We start from the raw sequence: 24,260 nt of genomic DNA on the forward strand, positions 1-24,260 counted from the left end.
CTAAAGTCTGTGGTACTTGAAGTTAATACCTAAACGTATCACCTTTAAAATCAAAGATTTGTATTTTTCTACCGTCTTTTTTCTTTAAAAACACTTTATCACGTTCTTGTGCATCAACAGTTTGGATATATTCTGCATCTTTTGGTAAATACAAATTTACGTACTGTGCATCTAAAACCGATTTCTTAATATTGGCAGTATAAACATCTGATTTATAGACTTCTTTACTGTAAGACGGATAAACAATTGTGTCTCCAGTTTGGTACATTTTAGTTAGACTTTCTGCCACTTTTGGATAAGGATTTTCGCCTCTTGCTTTGTCTCGGTAATTATATTTTAATGATTCATCACCCAAAACTTGTTGAATTGTTTGTGTCAAAGTAAACAAATGAATTACAAAAACTGCCCAAATAGCATAATTTACAGGTTTTGACTTTATTCCTGCTTGAATCAATGCCAAACTAACCAAAATGATAGAATAGGGAAATGAAAAACCAGAGTAACGTTGAGTTAGTCCGAAAGTATGTCCATTTTTAAAAGTTACCAAAACCAGAAAAACGGTTGGCAAAAAGGTCAAAATCAATAAAAACCAATTCTGTTTTCTTTGCATTTCACCTTTGGTATCTTTCCAATATTCGGTAAGCAAATAAAACAAAAGCCCACAATTTATCACTTCTAAATAAGAAATGCTTTGCCCCTTAAATGCAAGAATAGAGGCAAAAACACAAAAAATTGAAACAACTCGCAACCACTTCAAATTCTTGCCTTGTCGGTATTTTATTAATGCAAAAACCGAGAAAATTGAAATAAGAAAAGCTAAAATCAAATTCTTTTTCCCAGCAATGGTACTCGCTAAACCGTTGCTACTAATGAATAAATCCGTAAAAATGGGTAGCGATTTTTTCGAGACATTGCCAACCGTTGCGGGGTCAATATAACCAGCGTGTAAATTAGGAACTGCATGAGCTTCTTTGTAGTAAATCTTCGCTTGATAACCAAGTGTTTGAAAAGTGTAATTGCCTCCTCCAAAAGTTATCCAATATCCAAAAGCTGCCGCTCCAATAGTTAGTGATAAGGGCAACAATATCCACGGACGCATTTTTCTGACAAATAACAAAACATATAATCCGTGTCCCATAAAAACAGTAGCCGTCAAAAAATGCGACAAAAGGCACATGGCTGAAAGAATGCCATAAAAAATATACAAGCCGTTATTTTTAACGTTTTTCTCTTCATTTTTGATAATTTTCAGAAAAATATGCGTTGCTAAAAGTGTCAAAAAGAAACTCAATGAATAATTGCGAACTTGCTGACTGTATGCAATAAAAAATGGTTCAATTGCCATCAGAAAAGACGCTAATAATGCTAAAATGACGTTATTAAAATGCTCTTTGATGAAGAAAAATAAGAGTAAAAGCGTAGCACAACTAAACAAAACTGATAAAAAACGGGTAGCAAAATCGGATATTCCGAAGAAATTTATCCAATTATGAAGAATAACATAATAAAATGGACTGTTCCCAATGTCACTTCTGCGGATACTGTCGTAATAATCTTCAAGATTCTTATCAGCCCAAAATTCTTTAGGCGTGAAAGTATTTTTGCCTTCAGTATGAAAACAATTCTTCTGAGAATTTCCTTCCATTGCCATTCCCTGACTTACCAAAACAGAGGCTTTTTCATCATAGAAAATACCATGTTTGTCGAGGTTATAAACTCTTAAACTAAATGCCAGAATAACAATAAAGGTGAGAAGTAAATATGCGTAACGGGAAAGAGTCATTTGATATGGATTAAAATAAAAAACACGGAAGAAAATTCCGTGTTTTGAAATTCGATACAAAAATATGATGAAATATTGCCCTAAGCAATAAAGTGAATCGTTTGATTATTTTTTTGTCTAAAATAAATAGCCTAATGACAAACCAATGGTTGTATTTCTAAAACCATAAGGATTAGTAACATCATTGCTTAATCGCCAAATATTGGCACTAAAATTATAACGTCCTTCTATAAAAGCGTTTTCTCCTAATTTAACACCGAATCCTAAAATTCCACCCCAACCAAGTGCTTCTTCATTATATACTTTATCGTTTACAGTTGGCAAATATGACGCATAAGGTCCAATTACGGTATAAAGTCCTTCGTCACCCATGTTAATTTTTAATAACAACGGAACTTCTATGTAATTTGAAGTGATTTGAGAAGTGTCAATTTTAAAACCCTTTTGAGAAAAAGCAATTTCTGGACACAATGAAATATCTTCTGAAAGAGCAATATTTGCAAAAACCCCACCTTCAAAACCAACTAAAGTTCCTTGTGGATTGTAAATGATGTTTCTCCCCCATTGCGTACCTGCATGAGCTCCACCTCTAATTCCAAATCTGATATTTGACTGTGAAAATGTGGTGTGTGTTAAAGTAATTAGTAGTCCTACAATAAATACTTTGAATATTTGAGCAGTAAAGGATTTTTTCATGATTCACAAAATTAGGGACGTGTAAACGTAAAATTAGTTTTATTTTAAGAAAATACTTATCGTTATTTATTATTTGGCGGTAAATTAGCCAAAATTTATTTTTTTATATGAATCCTCAAGAACAGATTAATCAACTGACAGACCAGTTAAATCATTATAGTTTTCTATACTATCAAACAGCTACGTCCGAAATTTCGGATTTTGAATTTGATAAACTTTTGGAAAAACTGAGTGATTTAGAAAAACTTCATCCAGATTTTGTACGTGAAGACTCGCCAACTCATCGAGTAGGTGGAACTATCTCGAAAGAATTTGAATCAGTTACGCATCGTTTCCCTATGCTTTCTTTGGGAAATACTTACAATGCTCAAGAATTGGCGGATTTTGATGAAAGAGTTCGTAAAGGACTAAACGATGAACCTTACGAGTATATATGTGAATTAAAATTTGATGGCGTTGCTCTTTCTATGTGGTTTGAAAATGGCGTCCTGACTCGTGGTGTTACTCGTGGCGATGGAGTTAGAGGCGACGACATTACTGCCAATGTAAAAACAATAAGAACATTACCACTGAATATCAAAGCAAAAAATATGCCAGTTAGCTTTGAAGTCCGTGGAGAGGGCTTTATGCCCCTAAGTTCTTTTGAAAATTTGAATAAAGAGCGAGAAGATATTGGCGAACAATTATTGGCAAATCCAAGAAATGCCGCTTCTGGCACTTTCAAAATGCAAGATTCTGGGGTAGTTGCCAAACGCAAAATGGATTGTTATATCTATCAATTTCTATCCGAAAACGAAATATTTGCTACGCATGAAGAAAGTCTAATTGAGATGAAAGAGTTGGGTTTCAACGTTTCTCCAACTTGGAAAAAATGCCATAATATTGAAGAAGTTTTAGCATTTATCAATCATTGGGACACTGAAAGACACAATTTACCCCTCAATACGGACGGCATTGTTATCAAACTAAATTCTTTTGCTCAAAGAGAAGTTTTAGGATATACCGCAAAATCTCCAAGATGGGCGATTGCTTACAAATACCCTTCAGAATCGGCATCAACACTTTTAGAATCAGTCAGTTATCAAGTTGGTAGAACAGGCAATATTACACCAGTTGCCAATTTGAAACCTGTACTTTTGGCAGGTACAACGGTAAAACGTGCGAGTATTCACAATGCCAACGAAATCGAACGCTTAGATTTATACTTGGGTGATTATGTTTTTGTAGAAAAAGGTGGAGAAATTATTCCGAAAATTACTAACGTAGATTTAAGCAAAAGAAAGGACAATCTTGAAAAAGTCATTTTCCCAGAGAATTGTCCAGAATGTGGGACTTCACTAATCAGAAAAGAAGGCGAAGCCAATCATTATTGTCCTAACGAAAAAGGTTGCCCTCCACAAATTAAAGGCAAAATTGAGCATTTCATCCAACGAAAAGCACTCAATATTGAAAATTTAGGAACAGAAACGATTGACTTATTTTATAAAAGAGGTTTAGTAAAAAGTCCCGCCGATTTATATGATTTAAAGCGTGAAGATTTAGGCGGTTTGGAAGGATTTAAAGAAAAATCTATTCAAAATATTTTAAAGGGGGTAGAAAAATCAAAGGAGATTCCTTTCAAGCAAGTCCTTTTTGGGATAGGTATCCGTTTTGTTGGAGCAACAGTGGCAGAAAAATTAGCGAGTTATTTCAATAATATTGATGCAATGGCAAAAGCAACTCAAGAAGAATTATTACAAGTGCCAGAAATTGGCGAACGTATTGCCCAAAGTGTGGTTGATTTCTTTCAAAATGCTGATAATCAAGAATATATTGCTCGACTGAAATCGGCAGGATTAAAATTTACTCATGAAGCAATTGAAATAGTTGTGGAGGGTGACACTTTAGCAGGAAAAACTTTCGTAATTTCGGGTACTTTTCAAAACTTTGAACGTGACGATTTAAAAATCAAGATTGAAGCCAACGGCGGAAAAGTATTAAGTGGTGTTTCGGGTAAACTAAATTACCTTGTAGCTGGCTCTGAAGCAGGACCTTCTAAATTAGAAAAAGCTCAGAAATTGGGCGTTCAAATCATTTCAGAAGAAGAATTTATTACCATGTTGGAAGTCTAATATGAAAACCACACAAACATCATTTGTTTGGAAAATATAATTTAACAGTTTCGGATAAAATCCGTATTATACAATTAATAATGAGACCAAAATTTCATGGCGTAGCTCCAGCCTTAGTAACTCCGATGTTAGCGGATGGGAGTATTGATTTTAACGGATTGAAAACCCTTCTTAACCACGTAAGTGAAGGAGGCGTTGATTATTTGGTTGTTCAAGGAACAACTGGTGAGTCGGCAACGACGAGTAAGGCTGAAAAAAAGGCTATTCTCGACTTTGTTAAAGCGAACAATCCGAAAAACTTACCAATCGTTTACGGTCTCGGTGGAAACAACACACCTGAGGTTTTGGAATACATTAAAGAAACTGATTTTACAGGAATTGACGCTATTTTGTCTGTTTGCCCATACTATAATAAACCCGGTGCAAGAGGCGTAATTGCTCATTACACAGCCATTGCTGATGCGTGTCCAGTACCTGTAATTATGTACAATATTCCTGGACGTTCGGGTATCAATATGTCTTCTGCGACCACTTTGACTTTGGCTCAACATCCAAATATTATTGGTATTAAAGAGGCTTCTTGTATCATTGAACAAGTAATGGAAATTTACAAAGACAAACCAGAAGACTTCTTGATAATTTCGGGTGATGATGTGCAAGCTGTGCCAATTATTGCTTTGGGTGGCGTTGGTGTAATGTCTGTTATTGCTAATGCGATTCCTGCAAAATTCACAGGAATGATTCATGCTGCTCTTGATGGAGATTTTGCCAAAGCAAGAGGTGTTTTAGGAGACTTTTTAGCGATTGACCCACTTTTATACGAAGAAGGAAATCCAGTAGGCGTTAAGAAAATCTTAGAAATCAAAGGACTTTGTTCTTCTGATGTAAGATTACCATTAGTGAAAGCCTCTGAAGAATTGGGAGAAAGAATGGAAGTAATTTTAGCGAAAGATAATTTATAATTTTAAAAAATATTTACCAATATGTTCGTTCACGTTGTAAATTTTTGGTTAAAAAAAGACCTAACTGACGCTCAGCGTCAACAATTTGTAGATGGTGTTAAGTCGCTTGGTGCTATCGAGTCGCTTGTAACTTTTAATGTAGGCAAACCTGCTGATACCGATAGACCTATCATTGAACGTAGTTATGATTATTGTGAATTAACAATTTTTAACGACCTCGCTGGACATGATTTATACCAAGACCACCCGATACACGTTAAATTTGTGGAAGAATGTAACCACCTTTGGGAAAAGGTATTAATTTATGATTCAGAAACAGTTTAGAATATTGAGTGGAAAAACCCTAAGTTTATTTTTGGGAGGGTGTTTATTATTGAGCAGTTCAATGATGAGTTGTAAATCAAATAAAAACTTTCAGACAACTTCCTATTATCAGCCCAATTATCAAAGTGGTGGATATGAACAAAAATCGGGTTTAGGTTTTCAAATTCCAGATAAATATCCGATTGAAATTCTTATTGGGAATGAACAACCACAAACTACGGTGCAAGAAATTGAGAAATTAACCATTTCAGATGAAAGCCCAATTCAGCCGAATCAAGTATATAAAGGAACAATGCTAAATCGTGGAAACGACCAACAGCAAAAGAAAGCTCTTTTAGACAGAATGGTAGCTCAGGCTCAAGATTTAGGTGCAAGTGGTTTAATGAATGTCAATTACAAAGTGTTTTCAACTGCCAAAACAACAGGTTATACTTTATCAGGAACGGCTTTTAGATATGTTTTGAAGTAGAATTTATGAGTTATGAGTTATGAGTTATGAGTTATGAGTTATGAGTTATGAGTTATGAGTTAAAAATAGTATGAATTTATAAGCATAGTTCCCAAAATTCATAATTTTTAATTCATAACTCATATTTTTTTTTAATTACCTACTACAAAAACGGCATTACCAAAAAGTAGTTTACCATTTTGCCAGAAACCTCTGAAAACTGGGTCGTTTGCTAAATAAATTACTTGTCCTCTTCCCATATCTTGTGTTCCAAAAACTAAAGAATTTTTCAATTTTTCTTGAGCAACTGAACCTGCAAATCCTGCTAATAAAGATTTTTCTTTGATAACACCTACATTCCAACCTTCATTAAGATACTGATAGTCAGAAGATTCTAAGACTAAACTAAAATAGTTCTTCTCAAATCCAAAAGCTAATGGATGAGTAGTGTCCATCACAACACGATAAATACTTCCCGGAGTTTCTTCTGAAATCGATTCTCTTTCAGCATTCCCAAAAACCTTTAATTTCTCTGCATCCGATACTTTTTTCTTTTCTTCTTCTTTATGTTTCAATTCAAACCCATCTTTACCAGCCAAAGCATTTAAAGCACCTTGCACTGCCACTAAACGTCCACCTGCACGCACCCACTCTTTCACTTTGTTGAGAGTTTTATCTTCTAAAATTTTGCCATAATTACCATCAGCTAAAATCAAAACATCAAATTTTGACAAATCTGTATTAGCAAAATAACTTTCTCCTAAGACTGTTGAAGGATATTCTATTTGCTTATCGAAAAAGTGCCAAGTTGCTCCAAAAGCAGTTGGAGAAACACCGTCACCTGATAAAATGGCAATTCTTGGAGGTTTCAAATAACTAACATTATCCGAACCAAAATCTGAACCTTTGGTTGCCATTCCCGTAGAAACGGCAAATAAATTAACTTGCAAACGTTCGGTTTCTTCTTTAATAATTTTATCAAATTGGTCACCTAATCTTTCATTTCCCGAACGTGTTATCACTAAAGTTCCTTCATTAAAAGATTGAGTTTCAACTTCAAAACTTTTTGCAGCAGAACGAACTTTAATCCCTTTCTTTAATAATGAAGCTAATAATTTCAATTCGCTAAATGCTTGCCATTTTACTAAATAAGCATAAGGCTTTTCAACTTTAGCCGTTGCCATTGTAAAGGTTGGTTTACCCGCTGGATTTATTCTATCTTTTATCGCAAAGGTATTTAAGCCATAAGCATAAGGAAGCGACCAAGACGTAATATCATAAGTAAGCGAATCTTCAACCATCGTTTTTGGCTCTAATAAAATCTTTAAAAACGTTGAACGTGGTTGATATAAATTGATAACGATGTCTTCGGCATCAATACCAAACGTTTCATTTTTATCGTCTTGATAACTATATCCTGAAGCCATTAATGCTTTTCCTGCCGTTCCGTATTGGAAGTTTTCACGGTCTAAAAACGTCAAAAATTCACGTACCCGACTTTCATTACCTTTCGTTTTGATTACGAAAGATTTGTATGGTCCAACTGGAAATTTCTGAGCATTATCAAAAAATTTAATAAATTCTGTCACCGTCTTATCAGCATTATTAGAAATTGCCTCCATACAAGCAAAAGACGTACTGAAATGGTGGTCAATTCTTTGTTTAAGCGTCAAAGTATCACCGTCTCTTTTGGTAATTCCCAAACCAGCACGTCCCGAACCACCTTGTTCGTAAGTCATGCCAAAAGCCCCGTTGTAAGTTGGATAAGTATCGCCATAAGAAGGGTAAAGCAAATCAAAACGTTCTTTTGAAAAATACAACCAACCATTTTTATCGAAATCTTTCTTGTTATAATCTCCCAAAATCTTTTGGAATTCTCTTTGCCAAGGCGTTATATCTTCATGATAAGGTTTTGCAGATGGCGAAAAATAATATGGATTTTCAACACCTTGCTCATGGAAATCTGCGTGAAGATGTGGCATCCATTGGCGATACAAAGCCATTCTTTCCTGCGTTTCTTTTTGAACTTGCCAAGCCCAATCACGGTTCAAATCGAACAAGTAATGGTTAAATCTTCCTCCAGGCCAAGGTTCATTGTGTTCAATTGCCGATGGTGTTGGATTGTACGTTCCTCCTACTTTTTGATTGTAAAAATTTACATAACGGTCGTATCCATCTGGATTAATACATGGGTCAAGCATAACCACTGTATTGGCAAGAATATTTTTTGAACGGCTATTGGCAGGATTTAACAACTCATAAATGGTAAATGGTGCAGTGTTTGAACTACAAGATTCATTACCATGAACATTATAACTTAACCAAGCAATGGCAGGTTGTTTTTTGGTAGGTTTCCCTTCCATCAAACCGATTGACTTTAAGTTATTGGTTCTAATTTCTTCTAATTGGCTAAAATTTTCGGGAGAGGCAATAATGGCAACCATTAAAGGGCGACCTTCGTTGGTTGAACCATACTTTACGATTTTTACTTGTGACGGGTATTTACTGGCAATATATTCGTAGTAACTTACCACTTGGTGATGACGCAAAAAACGGTCACCTTTTTTGAAATTCAAAAATTCTTCTGGCGTTTGTACAGCAGTTTGTGAAAATATTAAGCTCGACTGAAATAGGAATGTCAGCAAAAAAGCTACATAAAATAGTTTTGTGTTAGAGTTTTTCTTCATGATGAATTTATTATCGGTTTGTTGATTGTTCTGATAGATTTATTTCTTTGGCACAGGGTCATAACCATGCCCGCCCCAAGGATGACAGGTGGACATACGTTTTAATCCCATTTGAAAACCTTTCCAAAATCCCCAAACTTGTATGGCTTCAATCATGTATTGAGAACAAGTTGGGGTATATCGGCAAGCGTTTGGAAAATATGGAGAAACTATTGCTTGATAAATTCTGAAAATAGCAATAAAAATCTTTGACATGACTATTTTTCCTTTTTGTGATGAGGAAAATTAAAGAAATAAGAGGTAATCATTGGAACAACAAAAATCCCAACGGTAATAAGCGAAATATACATATCGGCAGTTTCACTTTCAAGAAACTTACAGAGAAAATTCTCATCGTAGAAATGACAAAATGCAGATGATGAAAGTTTAAGTCCTAAAACTCCGATTACTAAAAAAGCTGCCGTTTCTAAAAATGGATAACGTTCCATCAATTTCACAAAGCCTTGAGCTACAAATCGCATAGCTAAAATACCAATAAAAACGCCTATACAAATAATGTATAAATTATCGGTGAAAGCTACGGCAGCAAAAACATTATCAATTGAAAACGCCAAATCCATTACTTCAACCAAAGCGACTGTTGCCCAAAAAGGACCAAAAGCTCCGATTGTTTTACGGTAAAACCAATTGGTCTTTTTATCAAGCGTATCATCGTCTTGTTCTGGGGTAGTTTCTCCCTTAAAATAATCATAACATAGATACAATAAATAAAAACCGCCAATAGGTTTTAACCACCAAATTTTGACTAACATAGATGCAAAAATCAAACTTAGACCTCTAAAAAAGTACGCACCAAAAATACCGTATTTGAGGGCTTTTTTCCTTTCCTCTTGTGATAAATCCATGACCATTGTTGCCAAAACAGCCGCATTATCAACAGAAAGAAGACTTTCTATTAAAATTAAATTACCAATAATTAAAGCTGCCGCCCCTAAGTCTTCCCCAAAAATTTGATGCAAAAAATCCATACTAAGAATAATAATGTTAAAAAATATACTCACGAAGATAACACAGGATGATTACATTATCAGAGCATCTGATTTTAAAATGATATGATATAAGGAAATTTTAATATTTTCTCTAAAAATTTTGAGTATAAGCAGTTTTTTGTTCTCTTTGTCAATAAAATCATAAATACACGATGAAAAGATATTGTTTAACGCTTGACCTAAAAGACAATCCGCAATTAATTTCCGAATACGAAGCCTACCACCAAAATGTCTGGACTGAAATCCTCAAAAGCATCAAAGATTCTGGTATTATTTCAATGCAAATTTATCGTTTACAAACACGTATGATGATGCTCATGGAAACTGAGGATTATTTCAGTTTTGAGGAAAAAGGAAAAATGGATGCGTCAAATCCTAAAGTTCAAGAATGGGAAGAACTCATGTGGAAATATCAACAAGCATTACCAACCGCAAAAAATGGTGAAAAATGGATGCTTATGGATAAGATTTTCGAGATATAATTTTTGTATTCATCAATTTAAAGCCTCTGGCTACATTAATATATGTTTTCATTAAAGGATAAATCAGTAATTATTACAGGTGGTGGCTCTGGCATTGGTAGAGCAATTTCATTATTATTTGCCAAACAAGGGGCATTTGTCAACATCATTGAACTCAATCAAGTGGCTGCCGATGAAACGGTTGCTCAAATTTTGCAAGAAGGCGGACAAGCAAAAGCTTATGCCTGCAATATTGTAAATCAGGGTAAAGTTTTGGAAGTATTTCAGCAAATTGGACGGGTAGATATTTTAGTAAATAATGCAGGAATTGCTCATGTGGGCAATCTTGAAAATACTTCTGAAGAAGATTTCGACCGAATTTATCAAGTTAATGTAAAAGGTGCTTACAATTGTCTTTTTGTGGCAATCCCGATGATGAAAGAACAAGGCGGTGGAGTAGTTTTAAATATGGCTTCAGTGGCTTCAAGTGTTGGAATTTCAGACCGTTTTGCCTATTCAATGTCCAAAGGAGCAATTTTAACCATGACTTTATCTATCGCAAAAGACTATCTGAAAAGTAATATTCGTTGTAACTGTATTTCTCCTGCACGTGTACATACGCCGTTTGTTGATGGTTTTTTAGCCAAAAATTATCCTGATAACATCGACGAAATGTTTGATAAACTTTCGGCATCACAACCCATTGGACGCATGGGAAAACCTGAAGAAATTGCTCATTTGGCCTTGTACTTATGTTCAGACGAAGCAGGTTTTGTTACAGGATGCGACTACCCAATTGACGGAGGATTTACTCGATTGAATAATTAGTAACACAGACTTCAGTCTGTAAAAAGTAACGCAGACTTCAGTCTGTAAAAAGTAACACAGACTTCGAGTCTGTAAAAAAGTAACGCAGACTTCAGTCTGTAAAAAAAGTAACACAGACTTCAGTCTGTAAAAAGTAACACAGACTTCAGTCTGTAAAAAAAGTAACACAGACTTCGGTCTGTAAAAAGTAATGCAGACTTCGAGTCTGTAAAAAAAATCAATACAGACTAAAGTCTGTGTTACGATAAAAAACACATAATCTCAAAACAATGAAAAGACTCTTAATTATTACATCGTTATTCTTTGCAATGACTTCTTTTATCCAAGACAAACCTAAGAAAATTGTCTTCTTTGGTGATTCAATCACACAAGCAGGTGTGCAACCAAAAGGTTATATTACACAATTTGGTCAGATGCTTGAACAAAAAGGTTTAAAAGATAAATATGAATTAGTAGGTGCAGGAATAGGCGGAAATAAAATTTATGATTTATACTTACGTTTAGAAGATGACGTTTTAAGCAAAAAACCAGACATCGTTTTTGTGTATGTTGGTGTAAATGACGTTTGGCACAAAGCTACTTCTGGAACAGGAACTGACCCAGACAAATTTGAAAGATTTTACCAAGCATTAATCAATAAAATCAAAGCCAATAACATTACGCTTATTTTATGTACGCCTGCTGCCATTGGTGAGAAAAATGATGCGAGTAACCAACAAGACGGGGATTTGAACCAATACAGTAAAATTATCAGAAATTTGGCTTCAAAAAATAATCTTGCTCTTTGCGATTTGAGAAAAGAATTTCAAGATTATAACTCAAAAAATAACCCGGAGAACAAAGAAAAAGGGATTTTAACAACCGATAGAGTACATTTAAACGATTTAGGCAATCAGTTTGTAGCCGAGAAAATGTTACCTTTAATTATTAAATAATATTATGAAATTATTCAGATTTGGAGCAATTGGAGAAGAAAAACCCGGTATTTGCATCGACGAAAAGATGTATGACGTTTCTTCTTATGTACAAGATTATAACGAATCTTTTTTTGAAAAAGATGGACTTTCAACACTTGCTCAAGCTTTAAAAGACGGTAATGTTGCATTAACGGAAATTCCTGCGGGAGTACGCATTGCTTCATGTGTGGCTCGTCCTTCAAAAATTGTTTGTATTGGACTAAACTTTGCTGACCACGCTCGTGAAACTGGTGCAGAAATTCCTAAAGAACCAATCATCTTCTTTAAATCAACCACGGCATTATCAGGACCAAATGACGACGTAATTATTCCTAAAAATTCTGTAAAAACAGACTGGGAAGTTGAATTAGCTTTCGTTATCAGTAAAAAAGCTCAGTACGTTGAAGAAGAAAATGCCATGGATTATGTGGCAGGATATTGCTTACACAATGACCTTTCAGAAAGAGAATTTCAATTAGAAAGAGGAGGAAATTGGAGTAAAGGAAAAGGTTGCGATACTTTTGCACCACTTGGACCATTTTTAGTGACTAAAGATGAAATTGAAGATGTTAATAATTTAAAAATGTGGCTTAACGTAAATGACAAGCAGTTTCAAGTTAGTAATACCGACCAATTGATTTTCAAAATCCCAACTTTAGTTTCCTATTTAAGCCAATTCATGACGCTTCTTCCTGGTGATGTTATTTCAACAGGAACTCCACATGGCGTAGGTTTAGGCTTCAAACCACCTATCTATTTGAAAGAAGGTGATGTCATGGAATTAGGTATCGACGGACTTGGAACTCAGAAACAAAAAGCAGTAAATTATAGCAAGTAACACGGATTTCAATCTGTATAAGTAACACAAACTTTAGCCTATATTTTTTCTTACAGACTGAAGTCTGTGTTACTATAATTATTCAAATATGACCATAGATTCGCATCAACATTTTTGGAAATACAATGCACAAACTCACGATTGGATAACAGATGATATGAGCATTATTCAACGTGATTTTTTACCTGCTGATTTAGAACCAATTTTAAAACAAAATAATATTGACGGTTGTGTGGCTGTTCAAGCTGACCAAAGTGAAGCTGAAACCGATTTTTTGATTGAATTGGCTGAAAAAAATAGTTTTATAAAAGGAGTTGTTGGTTGGGTTGATTTATTAGCCGACGATGTTTACGAAAGTTTAGAACATTATTCTCAATTTGAAAAAGTTAAAGGTTTTAGACATATTGTTCAAGGTGAAAGCGATTCTGAATTCATGTTGCGTCCAAAATTTAAGAATGGAATTACTGAATTAGGAGCTTACGATTTTACGTATGATATTTTGATTTATCACTTTCAGTTGGAACAAGCCATCAATTTAGCCAAACTTTTCCCTGAGCAAAAATTCGTTGTTGACCATATTGCCAAACCAGATATTAAGTCGGGTGAATATGCTGAATGGCAGACCAATATTAAAAAATTGGCTTTGCATCAAAATGTTTATTGCAAGGTTTCGGGCATGGTAACTGAAGGAGAATGGAAAGGTTGGAAAAATGCCGATTTTAAAATTTATCTTGATACCGTTGTAAAAGCTTTCGGAACAGAAAGATTAATGTACGGTTCTGACTGGCCAGTTTGTTTAGTAGCGGGAAATTATGAAGAACAACTAAATATTGTACAAGAATATTTTTCTTCATTTTCAACTTTAGAAAAGAAGAAAATTATGGGCGGTAATGCCGTTAAATTTTACAAATTATAAGTACATAACCTTACCTCAACACTTAAATTAATCATGAATTTAGGACTAAAAGAAAAAGTAATTATTGTTTCAGGAGGTGCAAAAGGCATCGGCGAAGGCATTTCGGGTGTTTTGGCAACAGAGGGAGCTTATGTTGCGATTGTTGGAAGAAACGAAGCTGACAATCAAAAAGCGATTGATAAAATACAAGCTGCGGGCGGACAAGCATGGTCATTTGTAGCAGAATTATCCGACCCAAATGAATGTGCAAAAGCAGTTTTTGAAGTGGTAGAAAAATTTGGAAGAATAGATGGTTTAGTCAATAACGCAGGTGTAAATGATGGCGTTGGTTTAGAAAATGGTACGTATGAAAAATTTGTACAATCTCTTCATAGCAACCTAATTCACTATTATTTATTGGCTCATCATGCTTTGCCATATTTGAAAGAATCTAAAGGAGCAATTGTAAATATTGGTTCAAAAACCGCTGAAACTGGTCAGGGTGGAACATCCGCTTATGCTGCCTCAAATGGTGGACGTAATGCTCTAACCCGTGAATGGGCAGTGGAATTACTCCAATATGGTATTCGTGTAAATGCCGTAATTGTAGCAGAATGTTATACGCCATTGTACGACCGTTGGATAAAAACTTTACCAAATCCAGAAGAAACTTTAGCAAAAATTACCGATAAAATTCCGTTGGGAAAAAGAATGACAACTTCGGAGGAAATTGCGAATATGGTAGCTTTCTTGATGTCGAAGCGTTCGAGCCATACAACGGGACAAATTATTTATGTGGACGGTGGATATACGCACCTCGACAGAGCTTTATTGTAAAAATCACTGAGTATTACTAAAAAACGACCTTGTTTGATGTCTTCAAGCAAGGTTTTTTATTTTCCCTTAACATATAGAATAGTATAATATTATACCAATTTTAAAGATTTGATGCGTACTTTACGGAAGTCGTCGTTCAAAACGACGACTTCCGTTGAGACTCAGATACGCAATACCTTTTTTAGGTTAATATTAATTTCAGATTGTATTTTATTTGCAATAAGCGTATATTCAAACTCAAAAAAGATAAAATAATGACGCAAAAAAAGATTTATGTAATTGGGAGTTCAAATACTGACATGGTTATTAAATCAAGTAAATTACCTGCTGCGGGAGAGACTATTATTGGAGAAGACTTTTTGATGAATGCGGGAGGAAAAGGGGCAAATCAAGCAGTGGCATCGGCAAAATTAGGTGGAGACATTATTTTTGTCAGTAAAGTCGGAAATGATATTTTTGGGAAACAAGCTATTGAGGGTTTTGAAGAAGTGGGAATCAATATCGATTTCGTATTTGTGGATGATAAAAATCCATCGGGAATTGCCCTTATTTTAGTAGATGAAAAAGGCGAAAACAGTATTTCGGTAGCGTCGGGTGCAAATGCAAATTTACATTTTCCAGAAGTTGAAAAAGCCCTTCAAAATATCACAGAAGGAGATATTGTTTTGATTCAATTAGAAATTCCAATCTCGACCATTGAAGAAACTATCAAATTTTGTCATCATAAAAAAGCAACGATTATTTTAAACCCTGCTCCTGCTCAAAAAATAGATGAATCAGTTTTTCCATATATTTCTTTTATCACGCCAAATGAAACAGAAGCAGAATTATTAACTGGCATAAAAGTAACTGACCTCGAAACTGCTAAGTTAGCTTCAGAAGAATTCCATAAAAAAGGTATTGAAAATGTTATCATCACTTTAGGCTCAAAAGGTGCATTTCTGCATAATTCAAAAACACAAAAATTGATTTCCTCTCCTATTGTAAAAGCCGTTGATACAACTGCGGCTGGAGATGTTTTTAATGGTGCATTAACCGTGGCACTTTCTAAAGATGTAGTATTAGAACAAGCGATAGAATTCGCCTGCAAAGTTGCCTCCATTTCCGTAACTCGAATGGGAGCTCAAGCCTCCGCTCCTTTGCTTGCTGAAATTTAAAAAGATTCCTTATCAGGAGATTAACTAATTTTTGAAAATTAGCGAATCTCCTACTTCCGTGGATGGTCTCTCGACCAGTCCACTCGTGCGAAAGCAATTCGTTAGTTTTCCAAATAAATGAATCAATCATAAATAGGAAATTCACCATCTCCTGCCGTTGTCTGTGTCTCCACAGACGACCCCAATGTATCGTCTGTGGAGACACAGACAACGGCAGGAAGGATTTGCTTTCGCACAATGGCTGGTCAGGAGACGCAGCCACGGGACGGAGTGGTTCTAACGACCAAGTAAAGAAATACACAACAATTTAAAAATCACCCAAAAAAAGAAATCCAACAAAAATGACAAATAATTCCTTTCAAAATCAAGTAGCTATCGTCACAGGTGCGGGAATCGGTATTGGCTTTGAAGTCGCTCGACAATTGGCTTCTTTGGGGGTAAAAGTAGTTTTAAATGATATTGATGATGTTTTAGCAAAAATTGCCAGTCAAAAAATCATTGAACAAGGCGGTATTTGTGAAGCATTTGGCGGAGATATTTCTGAAATAAATGTCATTAATGGCATTGTAGCTTTTGCCGTTAAAAAATTCGGGCAATTAGATATTTTAATTGCCAATGCGGGCATTACCACCTTTGGTAATTTCTTGGAATATCACCCCGAATCCATGCAAAAACTCTTGCAAGTGAATTTATTTGGTACATTTTTCTTAACGCAAGCGGCTACCAAACAAATGGTTTTGCAAGGCAATGGAGGCAGTATTTTATTAACGTCTTCCGTAACTGCCCACCAAGCTCACGAAAATTTAGCAGCTTATGGCATGACCAAAGCAGGCATTGAACAATTAGCTAAAAACTTAGTAATTGACCTTTCTCCTCATCAAATCAACATCAATACCATTGCTCCTGGGGCAACTTTAACCGAAAGAACCCTCCAAGATTCAGAATATATTTCTACATGGTCACGTATTACCCCCACAGGCAGGCCATCAACCGTACAGGATATTGCCAACGCTGCTGTATTTTTGGTTTCTCCTTTGTCCCGACAAATTACGGGACAAAGTTTAGTGATTGATGGCGGTTGGACTTCCGTAGGCGTTTCGCCTTATTGATTTTCGATGATTGTATTTCGATGTTCAATTTTGGCTTTTCGATGGTCGGAATAATAAACGTCAATCTGAATTCAAATAACTCGTCAGTAAAAAATCAAGCGTACAACCTTTTAAACATAATATTACTATTTAACAATCCATGTACATGAAATCTCCTATTTGCAGAATTTCAATTCTTGCGATTTCATCTGCTTTAACAATTGTCAATACTGCCGTTGCTCAGAAAAAAGCTCCTGTCGTAAAACCAATGGTAGTTCGTGAAGACCCCAAAACGGTACTTTCCAAAGCAAAAGAAATTCGTGAGAAAACTGCCATCAAAGTTGCCGATGGTTTACAAGTAAGCCTTTGGGCATCAGATTCCCTTGCTCCTGACCCAGTTGCTATGTCGATTGATGATTGGGGCAAAGTCTATTTAATTAGAACCAATCGTCAGAAAAACTCAGAATTTGATATTCGTGGTCACCGTGATTGGATGACAGAATCTATCAGCTTAAAAACAGTTGAAGATAGACGTGCATTTTTGAGAAAAATCTTCGCTTCTGATAAAAGCGACAAAAATGGTTGGTTGAAAGACTTAAATGAAGATGGCGTTCACGATTGGAAGGACTTGAAAGTTGAAAAAGACGAAGTTTGGAAAATTGAAGATAAAAACAACGATGGCATTGCCGAGACTTCAACCAGAGTTTTGAATGATTTTAACGATGAAATTACGGACGTTGCAGGAGGTATTTTAGTCCGTAAAAAAGACGCATTTATCAGTATTGCTCCAGACGTTTGGCGTTTGAAAGATACCAATGGTGACGGTGTTTATGACCAAAAAACATCAATTAGTCACGGGTATGGCGTTCACATTGGTTTTAGTGGACATGGTATGTCTGGTTTGATTGAAGGTCCAGATGGAAAACTTTATTGGAATATTGGCGATATTGGAGCAAATATTACCACAACAGATGGTAAGAAATTTGAACACCCGAATTCAGGAATAATTGCCCGTTCAAATCCAGATGGTAGTGATTTTGAAATCTTTGCTTCGGGTTTAAGAAATACGCACGAATTCGTTTTTGACGATTACGGAAACTTAATCTCTTCAGATAACGACGGCGATTACCCCGGTGAAAGCGAGCGTTTAGTACACGTCGTTCAAGGTTCAGATGCAGGTTGGCGTTCAAACTGGCAATATGGTAAATACACCGACCCTAAGAACAATAAATACAACGTTTGGATGAATGAAAAACTTTTCAAACCACGTTGGGACGGACAAGCAGCGTACATCGTTCCGCCAATCATGAATTATCATAATGGTCCAACGGGAATGGTGTACAATCCCGGAACAGCCTTGGGTTCAGATTGGAAAAATAAATTCTTCTTAGTTGAATTTGTTGGAACGCCAACTCGTTCACACATTTGGTCTTTTGGCTTAAAACCTAAAGGAGCTTCTTTTGAATTAGATGGTGAAAAAGACATTGTAAGCGGTATTTTACCTACAGGTATCAGATTTGGTCCAGACGGAGCATTATACGCCGCTGACTGGATAAATGGCTGGGACACAAAGAATTACGGAAGAGTTTGGAAAGTTGATGTTACCAATGATAAAAATGATTTAGAAGCTCTCAGAACCGAAACAAAACGTTTAATTCAGTTGGATTATGCTAAACAAACAACTGATATGCTGTTTACTTTGCTCGGCAATGTTGATATGCGTATTCGTCAGAAAGCACAGTTTGAATTGGTTGAAAGAGGTGCAACAGGTTTAGCAGTTTTGAAAAAAGCAATCGCTCAGCGTAGCGACGCCCGAACTGACAATCAATTAGCAAGAATTCACGGTATTTGGGGTGTTGGACAAATTGCAAGAAAAGATAAAAGTGTTGCTCCAACTTTGATTGGACTTTTAGGTGATAAAGATGCTGAAATTATCGTTCAAGCTGCCAAAATGATTGGTGATGCTAAAATTACAGGAGCAGGAAGTACTTTAATTGCTCTTTTGAAAAATGATAATCCAAGAGTGAAATTTTATAGTGCGGAGGCATTAGGAAAAACGGCTCAACAAGATGCAGTTCAGCCTTTGATTGATATGCTTTCTGCCAATAATGATACAGATTTGTATTTGCGTCATGCGGGTGTTTTAGCTTTATCGAAAATTGGAAAAGTTGAACCAATTTTAGCTTTGGCAAATAATTCAAGTAAGGCTTTGAGAACGGCAGCAGTTTTAGTGTTGAGAAGATTAGGCAATCCAAATATTGCTACTTTCTTGAAAGACCAAGACGAATATATTGTTACAGAAGCGGCTCGTGGAATTAACGATGATTTGTCGATTACGGCAGCTTTACCTGCACTTGCATCTGTTCTAAACGAAAAAAGATTTACGACTGAACCACTTTTAAGAAGAGCAATCAATGCAGCTTTGAGAGTTGGTGGAGAGAAAGAATTAGATGCTTTAATTGCATTTTCTACAAGAACTGACATTGATGACAACATTAAATCTGAAGCAATTGCTACTTTAGGAACTTGGGTAAGCCCATCTCCTACCGACAGAGTTGACGGTCGTTATCGTGGCGTTATCAAACGTGATGTGGCTTTGGTAAAAGCGAAAATCAAGCCTCATGTAAGCAATTTCTTGAAGGAAACTAATCCAGAAACCATTATTGCTATGGCTGGTTTAATTTCAGAATTGAATATGACGGAAGCCAACGACCAATTGGCGAAAATCTATGCTGAAAGCTCAAACGAAAAAGTTAAAGTGGCGATTTTACCAGCTCTTAATCAGTTGAAATACAAAGGAATGGAGGACGTTATTAAGAGCGGAATGGACGACAAAACAGAATCAGTTAGGACTACTTCAATCGGACTTTTGAACAATAACAATGTTTCAAAAGAGAATTTACCTGTTTTAGTAAATACTATTTTCACAAAAGGCGGAATCAAAGAACAACAACAACTTTTGACCGTTTTGGGTAAAATGGAAGCTGATAAAACAAAAGTGATTTTATCAGATTTGATTGAGCAATTGAAGAATAATAAAATTTCTCCAAGTCTTTCTTTAGAGTTAAAAGAAACGGTTGATGCTTCGGGAATCGAAGAATTAAAAGCAAAAATTGCAGGTTTGAAAAAAGCAGATTCATTCTTGGGTGAATATGCAGAATCGCTTCATGGTGGAAACAGACAGGAAGGAAAAAACATTTTCAATTATAACAGTACTGCTCAGTGTGTTCGTTGCCATACAATTGGTAGCGGAGAAGGTGGTTCGGTTGGTCCTCCATTGACTAAAATCGCCAGCACTTTAACAAGAGAACAAATTTTACAAGCTCTTGTAGAACCAAGTGCAAGACTTTCTCCCGGTTATGGAAGTGTAATTTTAACACTTATTGACGGACAAGAAGTGAATGGAATCTTGGCAAAAGAAACTGCCACAGAATTGACCATTACGACCAATGAAGCAGAACCTTTAGTTGTGCCAGTGGCAAGAATCAAGAAAAGAGAAAACGTAGCATCTGGAATGCCTCCAATGGGAAGTTTACTTTCTAAAAGAGAAATCAGAGACGTTGTAGAATATTTGAGTACATTACAATAAAATAAAGTTTGATTAACAAAAAACGTCGATAAGTTTAAGGCTTATCGACGTTTTTTTGTAACACGGGAATCTTTCCCGTGATACAAAAATTATCTTTTTCCTGTAAAAAAAGTATAAGTTCCGATGGCGTAATATTGAAGTGTTGAACCGTGTGTACCACCTTTTGTGGTAAATAAAGTAACTTTCCCCCCCTTTGCTTTCATAGCTTTTTCGGCAGTGACAGAATTATTGTAAAAAACTTGTTGGTCAGCGTCACCATGATATAATTGAGTTTCGGTTTGGGGAGCCCAGTCAAAAACATCATTGTCTTTCACCGCATTTAAAAAAGCGGTATCTGTTCCATCGTTGACTGCCTTTTTGAAAGTCTCATTGATAGCTAAATTAAAACTGACACCTACATTTGCGTTATTTCCATTCGCTTGAATATCAGTAGCGTAAGGTTCTTTGAAATAGGTATTCATCAAACGATTTAATCCATAAACTCGGTTATACGTTTGAGTAACCCAAATATACAATTGATTGTATGCTGGAATGGCATGAGTTGTAGTGTTAAACAAGTCTTTCATAAACTGAGATTTATTGTAAGCCCCTGCTCCACAAGAAGATGCAACTAAATTAAACTCTGTCGGAAATTGCTCTTCAATCTTTTTTTGTAAAGACATTGTGGCAAAACCACCTTGAGAATATCCTGTAATCATCAGTTTTTTATTCCAATTTACCTTTTCGTTCGCTAAAAATTCAGATGATGCTCTAATCATATCTAAACTGGCTTGTGCCAAACTTTCACGATGTTCGTAAGGATGTTGAATACTTTTGGAAACTCCATAACCAATATAGTCGGGACAAGCAATGATATATCCGTTTGAGCCAAAAATTGAAGCAATTGAATAGGCTTCGCTACTTGGCTGGTAGTTTGAGGGTGCTTGCGTGTCAGTTCTGATAGTTCCATGTTGTTGGCTTATCATTGGCAGAGCTTCTGAAGTAGAAGGAATAATTAAAGCCCCCGAAGCTTGAATTTCAGTCCCATCAATATTTTTTGTCTTATAAATGATTTTGTAAGCCTTAATATTATATTTCAAGAGAGAGTTTACAAAAAATGTTATTTCAGGACTACTTAAATCTGAATCTAAAGCATTAGCCCGAGTCTGTAAAGCGGTTTTGGAATACTCTCCTATCAGAGTGCTACTTACCAAATATTGATTTTGTTGAGGAGTTGGGTCTGACGTTTTTCCACAACCATTCAGTAGAACAAAGGCAATTGGAAGAATCAGATAGTAAATTTTGAATTTGTTAAAAATTGATGTCATTTTCATTATATTTTGATACTTGAGTTTAACGTTTTTTTTAGGACATTTGATACATATTCAACTTACTCATTTTTAAAATGGTTCAATGCTGAATCAGAATTGAACACTCACAAAAATAAGATATTACCATGACTATTCTTGAAGCCTCTAAAAAACATTTACCTCAAATATTGCGTCTATACGCAGAAGTATTAGACAAAGGCGAAGTTCTTTCAATTACTGATGCGGAAAAGCTATTTGATAAAATGGCAGATTATCCAAATTATAAAATTTACGTAGCCGAAATTGACAATCAAGTTGTTGGCACTTTTGCATTATTAATTATGGATAATCTTGCTCACATTGGTACTCCGTCAGGAATCATTGAAGATGTGGTGGTCGATACCGATTTTCAAGGTCAAGGAATTGGAAAATCAATGATGAACTTTGCCCTTAACAAAGGTCGGCAATTTGGATGCTACAAAATGGTATTATCAAGCAATTTAAAGCGAATTGAGGCACATCAATTTTACGAAAATTTAGGCTTTGAAAAACACGGTTTTAGTTACAAAATAAATCTTTAGCTATAATAGTGTAAGTAACATTTAACTGGCTTATTCTCTTTTGTCTAATACAAGTGAGTAAATTATTGGCTCATTCTTCTTTCAAGTTTTATAAAATAATTCATATTTATTCTTTGATTGATAATTTAATCTAAAAAAAACAGGATTGTTTTTTTGGTTTAATATTCTATATTTACAATCATTTGCAATATTTATGCAATCGGTTTAAATTCCACTTCTTGAAAAGTAAATCCAACTTAATAATCTTAAATAATTATGAATAAAGACCCCAATAACGCCATATCAAGAAGAAAATTTCTTGATTTAAGCACGAAAGGAATTTTAGCAAGCAGTGCCATTATAAGTGGATTCCCAACTATTTTACCTGCCTCTGTTTTTGGTAAAAATGCTCCAAGCAATCGGATAAATATCGGTGCAATTGGCGTTGGTAGAATCTCACGTGGACATGATATGCCGGGAGTTTGGAAATATGATAATGCACAAATTACCGCAGTCTGTGATTTGGATAGTAATCGTGTAAAATCTGCTCAAGATTTAGTGAATGGGTATTATACAAAAAAAACAGGTAAAGATTTTAAAGGCGTAAAGGGCTACGACCATTATCAAGATTTATTAGCGAACAAAGATATTGACGCTGTTTTAGTAAGTACGCCCGACCATTGGCACGCTCCTATCGTAATCCATGCAGTTGGTGCAGGAAAAGACGTTTATATGCAAAAACCTGCTTCATTGACCATCGCAGAAGGCAGAATGATGTCGGATGCCGTTAAAGCATCGGGAAGAATTGTTCAAGTGGGTAGTCAGCAACGTTCTGCTTATCAATTTAGATATGCGGCAGAATTAGTAAGAAATGGTAGAATTGGGAAATTACAAAGAGTCTATGTTGGCTTACCCGGTGACCCATCAGGAGATGAAGAGCCACAAATGCCAATTCCTAAAAATCTAAACTATGATATGTGGCTGGGAACAACGCCAGAAGTGTATTATACCGAAAAAAGAGTTCACCCAAATGTAGGATTTGACCGCCCCGGTTGGTTACGTTGTGAACAATTTGGTGCAGGAATGATTACGGGTTGGGGGGCTCACCATATCGACTCTGCCCACTGGGCTATGAATACAGAATATACAGGGCCAGTTGAAATTTGGGGGAAAGCCGATTTTCCTAAAAGTGGTTTATGGAATGTTCACGGAATTTTCAGAACAGAAGCACTTTACGAAAATGGCGTACAAATGACGGTAACGAACGAAATTGCCAATGGAATCCGTTTTGAAGGAACTGAAGGTTGGATTTTTGTTTCTCGTGGTGATTCAGCCGTAACCACAAGCGACCCAATTGCTAAACAAAACGCCGCTAAGAAATTAGATGCAAGCGACCCGAAATTATTAACTTCTGTAATTGGACCAAACGAAATTCATTTGCCAGAAAGCAATGACCATCATGGTAATTGGCTTGACAGCATCGTTACCAGACGAGAACCCCTCGCTCCCGCTGAAATTGGTCATCGTTCATGTTCAGCTTGTTTGTTGCACCATGCTGCCATGAAACTAAATCGTAAACTTTATTGGAATCCTAAAACTGAAAAATTCAAAAATGACGATGAAGCCAATAAATTATTAGCCAGAGAACAGAGAGCTCCGTATGCCATTAAAGTGGCAAAAACTGCCAAGAAAAAATAACTTT

General features: G+C 35.6%; 21 protein-coding genes. 15 read left to right on the plus strand and 6 right to left on the minus strand.

The genetic code is table 11. The features are described from left to right. Window positions 1–22: 22 nt before the first annotated feature. Both LV89_RS13975 and LV89_RS13980 read right to left on the minus strand, forming a co-directional pair. Complete coding sequence (locus LV89_RS13975; RefSeq protein WP_109743527.1) at window positions 23–1,783, minus strand: glycosyltransferase family 39 protein; 1,761 nt, start codon at window positions 1,781–1,783, stop codon at window positions 23–25. 117 nt (window positions 1,784–1,900) lie between these two features. Then, the gene (locus LV89_RS13980; RefSeq protein ID WP_109743528.1) at window positions 1,901–2,479 is read right to left on the minus strand and encodes a porin family protein; all 579 of its coding nucleotides are present in this window, start codon (window positions 2,477–2,479) and stop codon (window positions 1,901–1,903) included. Window positions 2,480–2,586: 107 nt separating this feature from the next. On the opposite strand from LV89_RS13980, the gene ligA reads away from it, so the two are divergent. The 4 genes from ligA (at window position 2,587) to LV89_RS14000 (ending at window position 6,345) form a co-directional block, all read left to right on the plus strand. After that, a complete protein-coding gene (gene ligA, locus LV89_RS13985; protein ID WP_109743529.1) occupies window positions 2,587–4,590 on the plus strand; it encodes an NAD-dependent DNA ligase LigA in 2,004 nt (667 codons plus the stop codon). An 80-nt stretch (window positions 4,591–4,670) separates the two neighbouring features. After that, entirely contained in the window at window positions 4,671–5,552 is an 882-nt protein-coding gene (gene dapA / locus LV89_RS13990; protein ID WP_109743530.1) for a 4-hydroxy-tetrahydrodipicolinate synthase, read from the plus strand. Window positions 5,553–5,573: 21 nt separating this feature from the next. After that, window positions 5,574–5,876, plus strand: a complete 303-nt coding sequence (locus LV89_RS13995) for a Dabb family protein (protein ID WP_109743531.1) — start codon at window positions 5,574–5,576, stop codon at window positions 5,874–5,876. Next, window positions 5,857–6,345 carry a hypothetical protein gene (locus tag LV89_RS14000; RefSeq protein WP_109743532.1) on the plus strand — a complete coding sequence of 163 codons (489 nt, stop codon included), beginning with the start codon at window positions 5,857–5,859 and terminating at the stop codon, window positions 6,343–6,345. Before LV89_RS13995 ends, LV89_RS14000 begins: the two co-directional genes overlap by 20 nt. Window positions 6,346–6,476: 131 nt before the next feature. Here LV89_RS14000 and LV89_RS14005 read toward each other — a convergent pair whose 3' ends face one another. Genes LV89_RS14005 through LV89_RS14015 form a run of 3 tightly spaced genes read right to left on the minus strand, consistent with a single transcriptional unit; the run spans window position 6,477 to window position 10,039 of the window. Next, the gene (locus LV89_RS14005; protein WP_109743533.1) at window positions 6,477–9,011 is read right to left on the minus strand and encodes a M14 family metallopeptidase; all 2,535 of its coding nucleotides are present in this window, start codon (window positions 9,009–9,011) and stop codon (window positions 6,477–6,479) included. A gap of 39 nt (window positions 9,012–9,050) precedes the next feature. After that, the gene (yidD, locus tag LV89_RS14010) at window positions 9,051–9,266 is read right to left on the minus strand and encodes a membrane protein insertion efficiency factor YidD (protein ID WP_109743534.1); all 216 of its coding nucleotides are present in this window, start codon (window positions 9,264–9,266) and stop codon (window positions 9,051–9,053) included. Window positions 9,267–9,268: 2 nt separating this feature from the next. Continuing rightward, a complete protein-coding gene (locus LV89_RS14015; protein WP_109743535.1) occupies window positions 9,269–10,039 on the minus strand; it encodes a MeeY/MeeF family manganese export membrane protein in 771 nt (256 codons plus the stop codon). Window positions 10,040–10,212: 173 nt separating this feature from the next. On the opposite strand from LV89_RS14015, the gene LV89_RS14020 reads away from it, so the two are divergent. The 9 genes from LV89_RS14020 to LV89_RS14060 all read left to right on the plus strand — a co-directional run bounded on the left by LV89_RS14020 (window position 10,213) and on the right by LV89_RS14060 (window position 20,709). Then, entirely contained in the window at window positions 10,213–10,542 is a 330-nt protein-coding gene (locus LV89_RS14020; RefSeq protein ID WP_109743536.1) for an L-rhamnose mutarotase, read from the plus strand. A 42-nt stretch (window positions 10,543–10,584) separates the two neighbouring features. Further along, window positions 10,585–11,349 (plus strand): SDR family NAD(P)-dependent oxidoreductase, encoded by a 765-nt coding sequence (locus LV89_RS14025; RefSeq protein WP_109743537.1) that lies wholly within the window; start codon window positions 10,585–10,587, stop codon window positions 11,347–11,349. Between the two features lie 269 nt (window positions 11,350–11,618). Beyond that, a complete protein-coding gene (locus tag LV89_RS14030; protein ID WP_109743538.1) occupies window positions 11,619–12,284 on the plus strand; it encodes an SGNH/GDSL hydrolase family protein in 666 nt (221 codons plus the stop codon). Window positions 12,285–12,288: 4 nt separating this feature from the next. Then, window positions 12,289–13,143: a fumarylacetoacetate hydrolase family protein gene (locus LV89_RS14035; RefSeq protein ID WP_109743539.1), complete on the plus strand. Its 855-nt coding sequence runs from the start codon at window positions 12,289–12,291 to the stop codon at window positions 13,141–13,143. Between the two features lie 88 nt (window positions 13,144–13,231). After that, on the plus strand, window positions 13,232–14,059 hold the full coding sequence (locus LV89_RS14040; RefSeq protein WP_109743540.1) for an amidohydrolase family protein: 828 nt from the start codon (window positions 13,232–13,234) through the stop codon (window positions 14,057–14,059). A 33-nt stretch (window positions 14,060–14,092) separates the two neighbouring features. Next, window positions 14,093–14,875 (plus strand): L-fucose dehydrogenase, encoded by a 783-nt coding sequence (locus LV89_RS14045; RefSeq protein ID WP_109743541.1) that lies wholly within the window; start codon window positions 14,093–14,095, stop codon window positions 14,873–14,875. Window positions 14,876–15,129: 254 nt separating this feature from the next. Then, entirely contained in the window at window positions 15,130–16,032 is a 903-nt protein-coding gene (rbsK, locus tag LV89_RS14050) for a ribokinase (RefSeq protein ID WP_109743542.1), read from the plus strand. Between the two features lie 341 nt (window positions 16,033–16,373). After that, window positions 16,374–17,141 carry an SDR family NAD(P)-dependent oxidoreductase gene (locus tag LV89_RS14055; protein ID WP_109743543.1) on the plus strand — a complete coding sequence of 256 codons (768 nt, stop codon included), beginning with the start codon at window positions 16,374–16,376 and terminating at the stop codon, window positions 17,139–17,141. 145 nt (window positions 17,142–17,286) lie between these two features. Continuing rightward, entirely contained in the window at window positions 17,287–20,709 is a 3,423-nt protein-coding gene (locus tag LV89_RS14060) for a DUF7133 domain-containing protein (protein ID WP_109743544.1), read from the plus strand. An 89-nt stretch (window positions 20,710–20,798) separates the two neighbouring features. Here the strand turns inward: LV89_RS14060 and LV89_RS14065 are convergent, their stop codons facing one another. Then, window positions 20,799–22,016: an alpha/beta hydrolase family protein gene (locus tag LV89_RS14065; RefSeq protein WP_109743596.1), complete on the minus strand. Its 1,218-nt coding sequence runs from the start codon at window positions 22,014–22,016 to the stop codon at window positions 20,799–20,801. 128 nt (window positions 22,017–22,144) lie between these two features. Here LV89_RS14065 and LV89_RS14070 point away from each other — a divergent pair, with 128 nt between their 5' ends. Then, a complete protein-coding gene (locus LV89_RS14070; RefSeq protein ID WP_109743545.1) occupies window positions 22,145–22,579 on the plus strand; it encodes a GNAT family N-acetyltransferase in 435 nt (144 codons plus the stop codon). Between the two features lie 255 nt (window positions 22,580–22,834). After that, window positions 22,835–24,256 carry a Gfo/Idh/MocA family protein gene (locus LV89_RS14075; protein ID WP_109743546.1) on the plus strand — a complete coding sequence of 474 codons (1,422 nt, stop codon included), beginning with the start codon at window positions 22,835–22,837 and terminating at the stop codon, window positions 24,254–24,256. Window positions 24,257–24,260: the final 4 nt, after the last annotated feature.

Origin of the sequence: Arcicella aurantiaca (genome assembly GCF_003148625.1) — a bacterium.
GTDB classification, from domain to species: domain Bacteria; phylum Bacteroidota; class Bacteroidia; order Cytophagales; family Spirosomataceae; genus Arcicella; species Arcicella aurantiaca.

Bases quoted from the DNA above. Each gene is read 5' to 3' on its own strand.
- LV89_RS13975 (WP_109743527.1), bottom strand. From the start codon at position 1,783: ATGACTCTTTCCCGTTACGCATATTTACTTCTCACCTTTATTGTTATT.
- LV89_RS13980 (WP_109743528.1), bottom strand. From the start codon at position 2,479: ATGAAAAAATCCTTTACTGCTCAAATATTCAAAGTATTTATTGTAGGA.
- ligA (WP_109743529.1), top strand. From the start codon at position 2,587: ATGAATCCTCAAGAACAGATTAATCAACTGACAGACCAGTTAAATCAT.
- dapA (WP_109743530.1), top strand. From the start codon at position 4,671: ATGAGACCAAAATTTCATGGCGTAGCTCCAGCCTTAGTAACTCCGATG.
- LV89_RS13995 (WP_109743531.1), top strand. From the start codon at position 5,574: ATGTTCGTTCACGTTGTAAATTTTTGGTTAAAAAAAGACCTAACTGAC.
- LV89_RS14000 (WP_109743532.1), top strand. From the start codon at position 5,857: ATGATTCAGAAACAGTTTAGAATATTGAGTGGAAAAACCCTAAGTTTA.
- LV89_RS14005 (WP_109743533.1), bottom strand. From the start codon at position 9,011: ATGAAGAAAAACTCTAACACAAAACTATTTTATGTAGCTTTTTTGCTG.
- yidD (WP_109743534.1), bottom strand. From the start codon at position 9,266: ATGTCAAAGATTTTTATTGCTATTTTCAGAATTTATCAAGCAATAGTT.
- LV89_RS14015 (WP_109743535.1), bottom strand. From the start codon at position 10,039: ATGGATTTTTTGCATCAAATTTTTGGGGAAGACTTAGGGGCGGCAGCT.
- LV89_RS14020 (WP_109743536.1), top strand. From the start codon at position 10,213: ATGAAAAGATATTGTTTAACGCTTGACCTAAAAGACAATCCGCAATTA.
- LV89_RS14025 (WP_109743537.1), top strand. From the start codon at position 10,585: ATGTTTTCATTAAAGGATAAATCAGTAATTATTACAGGTGGTGGCTCT.
- LV89_RS14030 (WP_109743538.1), top strand. From the start codon at position 11,619: ATGAAAAGACTCTTAATTATTACATCGTTATTCTTTGCAATGACTTCT.
- LV89_RS14035 (WP_109743539.1), top strand. From the start codon at position 12,289: ATGAAATTATTCAGATTTGGAGCAATTGGAGAAGAAAAACCCGGTATT.
- LV89_RS14040 (WP_109743540.1), top strand. From the start codon at position 13,232: ATGACCATAGATTCGCATCAACATTTTTGGAAATACAATGCACAAACT.
- LV89_RS14045 (WP_109743541.1), top strand. From the start codon at position 14,093: ATGAATTTAGGACTAAAAGAAAAAGTAATTATTGTTTCAGGAGGTGCA.
- rbsK (WP_109743542.1), top strand. From the start codon at position 15,130: ATGACGCAAAAAAAGATTTATGTAATTGGGAGTTCAAATACTGACATG.
- LV89_RS14055 (WP_109743543.1), top strand. From the start codon at position 16,374: ATGACAAATAATTCCTTTCAAAATCAAGTAGCTATCGTCACAGGTGCG.
- LV89_RS14060 (WP_109743544.1), top strand. From the start codon at position 17,287: ATGAAATCTCCTATTTGCAGAATTTCAATTCTTGCGATTTCATCTGCT.
- LV89_RS14065 (WP_109743596.1), bottom strand. From the start codon at position 22,016: ATGACATCAATTTTTAACAAATTCAAAATTTACTATCTGATTCTTCCA.
- LV89_RS14070 (WP_109743545.1), top strand. From the start codon at position 22,145: ATGACTATTCTTGAAGCCTCTAAAAAACATTTACCTCAAATATTGCGT.
- LV89_RS14075 (WP_109743546.1), top strand. From the start codon at position 22,835: ATGAATAAAGACCCCAATAACGCCATATCAAGAAGAAAATTTCTTGAT.